This is a genomic window from Brevundimonas sp. (assembly GCF_004210735.1).
Lineage (GTDB): Bacteria > Pseudomonadota > Alphaproteobacteria > Caulobacterales > Caulobacteraceae > Brevundimonas.
On the sequence record NZ_SDZL01000090.1, the window covers coordinates 1 to 6,734 of the forward strand.

The window sequence follows — 6,734 nt, forward strand, 5'->3', positions numbered from 1 at the left end:
GCGTCAACGTCATCGCCCCGCCGCTGGCCATCGACGGCCCGACGCTGACGATCCGGAAGTTCAAGAAAGACAAGCTGACGATGAAGAATCTGGTGGAGTACGCCTCCATCAGCCCCGAGGGCGCGCGCGTCTTGGGCGTCATCGGCGCGTCGCGATGCAACCTGGTCATCTCGGGCGGCACCGGCTCGGGCAAGACGACGCTGCTGAACACCCTGACCGCCTTCATCGACCCGGCCGAGCGCGTCATCACCTGCGAGGACGCGGCCGAACTTCAGCTGCAGCAGCCGCACGTCGTGCGCCTTGAGACCCGACCGCCGAACCTGGAGGGCCAGGGCCAGATCACCATGCGCGATCTGGTCAAGAACTGTCTGCGGATGCGCCCCGAACGCATCATCGTCGGCGAGGTCCGGGGACCCGAGGCCTTCGACCTGCTGCAGGCGATGAACACCGGCCACGACGGCTCGATGGGCACGCTGCACGCCAACTCCCCGCGCGAGGCCATCAGCCGGATGGAATCGATGATCACCATGGGCGGCTATGGCCTGCCGTCCAAGACGATCCGCGAGATGATCGTGGGTTCGGTCGACGTCATCGTACAGGCCGCCCGCCTGCGCGACGGCTCGCGCCGCATCACCCACATCACCGAGGTCGTCGGTCTGGAAGGCGACGTGATCGTGACCCAGGACCTGTTCGTCTACGACATCACCGGCGAGGACGAGCACGGCCGCGTGGTCGGGCGTCACCGTTCGACCGGCATCGGCCGCCCGCGCTTCTGGGACCGCGCCCGCTACTATGGGCTGGAGCGGGAACTGGCCGAGGCCCTGGACGCGGCGGAGTAGGGCGGATGCTACCCATTCTCGCAGCGGTGCTGGCCTTCATCACCATCGGCAGCCTGGGCTGGGTGCTGGTCGGCGGCGACGATTCCAGCGCCAAGGCGGTCAAGCGCGCCCAGGCCATGGGCGGTATCAAGACGGCAGCCTCGGCCCGCAAGGCCGCCGCCACCGCCGCCGCCAACACGCCCGAAGCCCGCCGCAAACAGATCGTCGAACAGCTCAAGGAGGCCGAACGCCGCGAGCGCAAGGCCCGCATGACCATGGCCGCGCGCCTGCATCAGGCCGGTCTGGCGATGAGCGTTCGCACCTTCTTCATCGTCAGCGCCTTCGTCGGCCTGGCCGTCATGGCCGTGATCGTGGTGCTGGGCGCCAACCCGCTGATCGGTCTGGGCGCGGCCTTGGCGGCCGGTCTGGGTCTGCCGCGCTGGGTGGTCGGCTTCATCGCCGGGCGCCGGGCCAAGAAATTCTCGCTCGAATTCCCCAACGCCGTCGACGTCATCGTGCGCGGCATCAAGTCGGGCCTGCCGGTCCACGACTGTTTCAAGATCATCGCCCGCGAGAGCCCGGCGCCCCTGGGCCCCGAATTCCAGCGTCTGGTCGAGGGCATGTCGGTCGGCCTGACCCTGCAACAGGCGCTGGAGAAGATGTTCGACCGCATGCCGACGCCGGAACTGCGCTTCTTCACCATCGTCATCGCCATCCAGCAAAAGGCCGGCGGCAATCTGGCCGAGGCGCTGGGCAATCTGTCGACCGTGCTGCGCGCGCGCCGTCTGATGGGCGAAAAGATCAAGGCTCTGTCGTCCGAGGCGATCTCCTCGGCCGGCATCATCGGTTCGCTGCCGATCGTGGTGATGGTGCTCGTGTTCCTGTCGACGCCTTCATACATCATGCTGCTGTTCACCGAGCAGCGCGGCCAGTTCATGCTGCTGGTGGCGGCGTTCTGGATGGCGACCGGCGTCTTCATGATGAAGCGCATGATCTCGTTCAAGTTCTGAGGCGCGAATGTCCGGGGTCGTCAGCTTCTTCACCGACATCCAGAACCTGCTCAGCCTGGGCGTGGGTCTGGCCGTCTTCGCCACCCTGTTCACCCTGCTGGGGGCCATGACTGGCGGCGTCGATCTGGACAAGCGGATGAAGGCCGTCGCCGTACGCCGGGACGAGCTGAAACGCCGCTCGCGTCAGGCCATCAACCAGAACAGCCCCGGCGGCCTTCGCCAGACCGACGAGGGGTTCAAGAAGCGCGTCGTCGAACGGCTGAACCTGACCAAACTGCTGGAAGATCCAAAGGTCGCGGAAAAGATGGCCCAGGCCGGCTATCGGGGCCCCAAGCCGCTGACGGCCTTTTATTTCTTCCGCTTCTCGATGCCGTTCGTCTTCTTTGCGATCGCAGTCTTCTACCTGTTCATCTTCAATGATTTCGGCCTGCCGCTGATGACGCGGATCACGGCGGTGATGGCCGCGACCGTGGCCGGCTTTTATGCGCCGAACATCTATCTCTCGAACCGCATCTCCAAGCGGAAGACCTCGATCATGCAGGCCTTCCCCGATGCGCTGGACCTGCTGCTGATCTGCGTCGAATCCGGCATGTCGATCGAAGGCGCGATCCAGAAGGTCAGTCAGGAACTGGGCGGCCAATCCATCGACCTGGCCGAGGAGCTCAGCCTGCTGTCGGCCGAACTGTCCTATCTGCCCGAGCGGCGCATGGCCTATGAGGGACTGGCCAAACGGACCAACCATCCGGGCGTCAAGTCGGTGGCCACCGCCATGACCCAGGCGGAACAGTACGGCACGCCTCTGGGCTCGGCGCTGCGCGTCATGGCCAAGGAAAACCGCGACCTGCGTCTGGCGGCGGCGGAAAAGAAGGCGGCGGCCCTGCCGGCCCAGCTGACCGTGCCGATGATCGTCTTCTTCCTGCCGGTGCTGTTCGTCGTGATCCTGGGGCCGGCCATCATCCAGATTCAGGACAATATGGGCTGAGGCTGGCGAGGCTGAACGCTCAACCTTCGACGGTCAGGCGCAGTTGCTCCAGCATGGCTTCATAGGCGCCGCGGATCGCCGGGCGATGCCTGTCGTGGAACAGTTCGCCGCGCAGGCCGGTGAACAGGGCGCCGGTGGTGACGATGCAACTGCCCGCCTCCATCTCCTCGATGTCGAAATAACGGGTCATGCCGAACATCCAGCCGCGCTTTTCCGACCACACGAGTCGCGAATAGGGCCGCCAGTCCCCGACCGCCGCCATCACCCGCCGCTCGCCCACGCCGGGCAGATTTTCAGTCAGGCTCAGCGCACCACCAAAGGCGATGACGCCCTCGACGCCTGTCTCATGCGGGTTCCAGCGGTCCCAGCCGGGCAGATCGGTGATGACCGCCCAGATCGTTTCCGATGGCGCGCGCATGCCGATGCGCTTTTCGATGTGGGCCGTGTCCATTCCTGCCGTCTCGCACGGCTTTTCGCCGGAAGAAAGACCCTCAACGACCGCCCTCGGGGCCGGGCTGCGAGGCGGGCGGGCTTTCCAGCGTCCCCTCGTGTTCCGCCGGGTGGGCCGAGGTCGCCCGCCGCAACGGCCCGCTCCACAGCGCAAACCCGAGCGCCAGCAACAGAACCACGGCGTTGGCGATAAAGGGGGCGGGCTCGGCCAACTGATACAGGGCCACGCCGATCACCGGCGGCGCCAGGAAGCCCAGCCCCGCCAGCGCCATCATCAGGCCGGCGATCGCCCCCTGCTCGTCGGCTCGCACGGCCAGCGACGAACCGGCGGTGAAGCCCGGTCGCGCAAAGCCGGCGCCGATGGAGATGACCGCATAACCGACCGCCACGCCAAAGAAGCCCGGCGCCACGATGGTCAGCAGATTGCCCAGCAGCGCCAGCGCCGCCCCCCATCGCATCAGGTCGCGTGGCTGCAGCCGCAGCAGCGGGATCAGTCCCCACTGGGCCATCAGGGTGGTCGCCGCCCCGGCCAGCATGGCGATGCCGATAAAGGGCTGGGCCTCGCGCGCGCCCATGCCAGATTCCGCCATCACATCGATGACGTGGAAACCCAGAACCCCGATGTTGACGGCCTGGGCGCTGGACACCAGCAGTCCATAGACGGCGAAGTCGCGGACGCGCGGGTCCTTCCACAGACCCTTGCCGGTGTCCTCGCGACGGGTGGGAATCCGCTCCACCCCGCCGCTGGGCAGGCCACGCCAGACGGCGATCAGCACGATCAGGGCGATCAGGGCGAAGGCGTACATCGGCCCCGCCAGCCCGACGACGGGCAGGATGAAAAAGGGCGCCAGCGCCGGCCCGATCACCGTGCCCAGCCCCTGGGCCGACGCCAGCAGCGACATCGCCTGGGTCCGCTGGCTGCGGTCGGTGCGGTCGGCGATATAGGCCTGGGCTGCGATCGGCGCGGCCGAGCCGAACAGGCCGTACAGGCTGCGCGAAAACGCCATCAGCAGAAAGGCGGTCGCCACCGTCAGCCAGCCTTCCAGCCCCGCCGTCGCCGACAGGCCGAACCCCAGCATCGACACGACGAATCCGCCCAGGCCGATCATCACCACCCGCTTGCGGCCCAGCCGATCAGACTGGCGCGCCCACAGGCCGGACGTCAGGGTCCACAGCAGCGCCGACACCGCGAAGGCCCCCGACACCAGGGTGTCCGCCAGACGGAACTCGCGTCCGATGGCCGGCAGCACCGACTGCAGCGCCATATTCCCCGCCGCCGCGATTAGGCTGACCAGGAACAGCAGCACGAAAGCCGGGGACCTCAGGTTCATGACGGCTCTTCTTCGGGCGGGACGGCGGACGCCTCTCCAATCACCGCAAGCGTCGGCCGGTTCCGTCGCCCGTCGGACAGACCCAGTCGCGCCCGAACCTCCAGCAGGTCAGCCCCGGTGGGCACCACCAGAAACGCGTCCGGTCGCGCCGCGTTCACCACGGTCACCGCCCCCTTGGGACAGACGTCGAAACAGCCGGTCGAGATCAGCGCCAGCTCGGCCTTGCGGCCCTTGCCCACGCGGATGTGGTCGCGCTTCAGATAGCGTTTCAGCGCCTTTTTCAGCGTCAGGTCGCCCTCGGGCCCAAAACCGCCGTCCAGCTTCTTCTGACATTTGCGGCAGATCAGGACCACGTCGCGCCAGGCGGTCGGGGCCGTCTTCACCTTGCGCTTCGCCTGATCCGCCATGGCCGTTTCTCCCTGACCCAGATCCCTAGCCCAGCCGCTCCGTCACCGTGCGGATGACCCGTTCATAGGCCTCGCTCAGGGCGTACAGTTCCGCCGTCGGGGTGCGCTCGTCGATCTGGTGCATGGTCTGGCCGACCAGGCCCAGCTCCAGCACCGGGCACAGGGCGCGGATGAAGCGCGCGTCCGACGTGCCGCCGGTGGTCGAGGCCTCGGGCCGACGCCCCAGCGTCGTCTCCACCGCGTCCTGCACCGCCTCGACGAACGGCCCGACCTCGGTCAGGAAGGCGTCGCCCGAGCACAGATGCTCCATCTCGATCCGCAGGCCCGATCGCGCCTGCGCCTCGCCCGCCATCCGGTTCAGCCATTCGGCCAGGCTGTCGCCCGTGTGGTTGGGATTGAAGCGGATGTTCAGTCGCGCCTTGGCCTCGGCCGGAATGACGTTGGACGCGGGATTGCCCACGTCGATGGTGGTGATCTCCAGGTTCGACGGCTGGAAGGCGGTGTAGCCCTGATCCAGTTCGTGCGCCTCCAGGTCCGCCGCCAGTCGCGCGACCACCGGCACCGGGTTGGCGGCGCGTTCGGGATAGGCGACGTGCCCCTGGCGGCCCTTGACCGTGATCCAGCTGTTGATCGAGCCGCGTCGGCCGATCTTGATGGTGTCGCCCAGATGGTGCTGCGACGATGGCTCGCCCACCACGCAGGCGTCGATCACCTCGCCCTCGGCGGCCAGGGCCTCGACCACCCGCTTGGTGCCGTGCAGGGCGACGCCCTCCTCGTCGCCGGTGATCAGGAAGGACAGCGAACCTCTGGGCTCGTCCTCGGACAGCACGCGCGACACCGCCGCGATCCAGGCGGCGATCCCGCCCTTCATGTCCACCGCGCCGCGGCCGTACAGCACGCCGTCGCGCACCTCGCCCTCGAACGGGGCGGCGCTCCACGCCTCGGTCGGGCCGGTCGGCACCACGTCGGTATGGCCCGCGAAACACAGGTTGGGCGAGGCCGTCCCCCGCCGCGCATACAGGTTCTCTATATTCTCGAACGGCATCCGCCGGACATGGAAGCCCAGTTGCGTCAGCACCCGCTCGATGATGTCCATGGCGCCCTCGTCGGCAGGCGTCACCGAGGGACGGCGGATCAGCTCCTGGGTCAGGCTGACAGGATCGATGACAGGATGTGATGCGGCGCTCATGGCTCTATGCTTTAGGCACTAAGCGCGACCGCGAGAAGGCCCGACGCCATGCCGAAGATCGACATATCGAGCGCGCCCGCCATCGACGGGACCAGCTATCCCGACCCCCATGCGGAACCTTGCCTGTCGCGCCGCCGCAAGCGGCTGGGCGACGCGGTCGGCCTGACGCAGTTCGGCGTCAATCTGCTGCGCCTTCCGGCAGGGGCCTGGTCCAGCCAGCGGCACTGGCACGCGGAAGAGGACGAGTTTGTCTGGGTGGTCGAGGGCGAGGTGGTGCTGGTCGACAATGACGGCGAGACCGTCCTGCGCGCCGGCGACTGCGCCGGCTTCAAGGCCGGCGTCCCCAACGGCCACAAGCTTGAGAACCGAACGGACCGCGACGCGCTGTTGCTGGAGGTCGGCACGCGCACGCCGGGCGGCGGCGACGCCTGTGACTATCCCGATATCGACATGGTCGCGCCCAAGGGGTCCGACCGCTATTTCCACCGTGACGGCTCCCCCTATCCGAAGGTCCCCCGGCGAACGTGACCACAGACACCATCGACAC

At 67.6% G+C, this 6,734-nt stretch carries 8 protein-coding genes; 4 read left to right on the top strand and 4 right to left on the bottom strand.

Annotated features, from left to right (window positions below; translation table 11 throughout):
• The 3 genes from EON91_RS13570 to EON91_RS13580 form a co-directional block, all read left to right on the top strand.
• Positions 1–839, top strand: an 839-nt coding sequence (locus EON91_RS13570) for a CpaF family protein (protein ID WP_292095771.1), incomplete at its 5' end; no start/stop codon positions are given.
• A gap of 5 nt (positions 840–844) precedes the next feature.
• Entirely contained in the window at positions 845–1,828 is a 984-nt protein-coding gene (locus tag EON91_RS13575) for a type II secretion system F family protein (protein ID WP_292095773.1), read from the top strand.
• 7 nt (positions 1,829–1,835) lie between these two features.
• On the top strand, positions 1,836–2,810 hold the full coding sequence (locus EON91_RS13580; protein ID WP_292095776.1) for a type II secretion system F family protein: 975 nt from the start codon (positions 1,836–1,838) through the stop codon (positions 2,808–2,810).
• A gap of 19 nt (positions 2,811–2,829) precedes the next feature.
• Here the strand turns inward: EON91_RS13580 and EON91_RS13585 are convergent, their stop codons facing one another.
• The 4 genes from EON91_RS13585 to dapE are packed head-to-tail and all read right to left on the bottom strand — an operon-like array spanning position 2,830 to position 6,187.
• The gene (locus EON91_RS13585) at positions 2,830–3,261 is read right to left on the bottom strand and encodes an SRPBCC domain-containing protein (protein ID WP_292095779.1); all 432 of its coding nucleotides are present in this window, start codon (positions 3,259–3,261) and stop codon (positions 2,830–2,832) included.
• 40 nt (positions 3,262–3,301) lie between these two features.
• Positions 3,302–4,591: an MFS transporter gene (locus EON91_RS13590; RefSeq protein WP_292095780.1), complete on the bottom strand. Its 1,290-nt coding sequence runs from the start codon at positions 4,589–4,591 to the stop codon at positions 3,302–3,304.
• Positions 4,588–4,998 carry a hypothetical protein gene (locus EON91_RS13595; protein WP_292095782.1) on the bottom strand — a complete coding sequence of 137 codons (411 nt, stop codon included), beginning with the start codon at positions 4,996–4,998 and terminating at the stop codon, positions 4,588–4,590. Before EON91_RS13595 ends, EON91_RS13590 begins: the two co-directional genes overlap by 4 nt.
• Positions 4,999–5,023: 25 nt before the next feature.
• Positions 5,024–6,187, bottom strand: a complete 1,164-nt coding sequence (gene dapE / locus EON91_RS13600; protein WP_292095783.1) for a succinyl-diaminopimelate desuccinylase — start codon at positions 6,185–6,187, stop codon at positions 5,024–5,026.
• Positions 6,188–6,235: 48 nt separating this feature from the next.
• Here dapE and EON91_RS13605 point away from each other — a divergent pair, with 48 nt between their 5' ends.
• Positions 6,236–6,715: a cupin domain-containing protein gene (locus EON91_RS13605; protein WP_292095787.1), complete on the top strand. Its 480-nt coding sequence runs from the start codon at positions 6,236–6,238 to the stop codon at positions 6,713–6,715.
• Positions 6,716–6,734: the final 19 nt, after the last annotated feature.

Coding starts and splice junctions, on each gene's coding strand:
- EON91_RS13575 (WP_292095773.1), top strand. CDS start 845: ATGCTACCCATTCTCGCAGCGGTGCTGGCCTTCATCACCATCGGCAGC.
- EON91_RS13580 (WP_292095776.1), top strand. CDS start 1,836: ATGTCCGGGGTCGTCAGCTTCTTCACCGACATCCAGAACCTGCTCAGC.
- EON91_RS13585 (WP_292095779.1), bottom strand. CDS start 3,261: ATGGACACGGCCCACATCGAAAAGCGCATCGGCATGCGCGCGCCATCG.
- EON91_RS13590 (WP_292095780.1), bottom strand. CDS start 4,591: ATGAACCTGAGGTCCCCGGCTTTCGTGCTGCTGTTCCTGGTCAGCCTA.
- EON91_RS13595 (WP_292095782.1), bottom strand. CDS start 4,998: ATGGCGGATCAGGCGAAGCGCAAGGTGAAGACGGCCCCGACCGCCTGG.
- dapE (WP_292095783.1), bottom strand. CDS start 6,187: ATGAGCGCCGCATCACATCCTGTCATCGATCCTGTCAGCCTGACCCAG.
- EON91_RS13605 (WP_292095787.1), top strand. CDS start 6,236: ATGCCGAAGATCGACATATCGAGCGCGCCCGCCATCGACGGGACCAGC.